Source organism: Novosphingobium lindaniclasticum LE124, assembly GCF_000445125.1.
GTDB lineage: Bacteria > Pseudomonadota > Alphaproteobacteria > Sphingomonadales > Sphingomonadaceae > Novosphingobium > Novosphingobium lindaniclasticum.
Genome location: NZ_ATHL01000023.1, coordinates 1 through 616, shown reverse-complemented (window position 1 = coordinate 616; position 616 = coordinate 1). Strand labels below are relative to the sequence as shown.

General features: G+C 30.0%; 1 protein-coding gene. It reads right to left on the bottom strand.

All coding sequences use genetic code 11. The annotated features are described in order from the left end of the window. Window positions 1-31 precede the first annotated feature (31 nt). Window positions 32-616 (bottom strand): ParA family protein (locus L284_RS47130; RefSeq protein ID WP_200861623.1); only part of this gene is annotated, 585 nt, incomplete at its 5' end.

The window sequence follows — 616 nt, the reverse complement described above, 5'->3', positions numbered from 1 at the left end:
AACATTGTTTGGGTCTAAATTTAAAGCCATATTAATCTATCTCCTTTGCTAACTTCTCTAGTGATTTCTTCAATTGTCTATGAGCTTTTGATATAGCTTTATGTTGTACTAGTATCTCTCCATCATATATACGATTAGTCATTTCTATTGAGAAAGGTATAGAATCAGCTAAATGTAAGTAATCTACTTGGCTTGTGAAGTTTTCTATTTCACGTCTAACTTCTCTATGAACTCTACTATTAGTAACAGCTTTAACTGGTACTATGTATATCTCGGCTTTATCATTAGTTTCAACTATTTCATTAATCATATCTGTAATATTTTCTAGGGAGAAACGTTCTAATTCTGTAGTAATTATGACGTTATCACTAGCTACAAAGGAACTGATAACACCACTAGTTAATACTGGTGCATTATCAATTAATACATAATCATAATCTTTATAGACTGATTGTAGAGCTTCTTTAATAGATAACTTATCAATAGGTACATTACGTTCACCCATACGCTTAGAATCAGCTACATAGTCTATATTTTCAAATCTACTAGGATAAATAGCTTCTTTAATATCTACTCTATCTACTAGTACATCATATATAGTTTTACTATGTTCAGC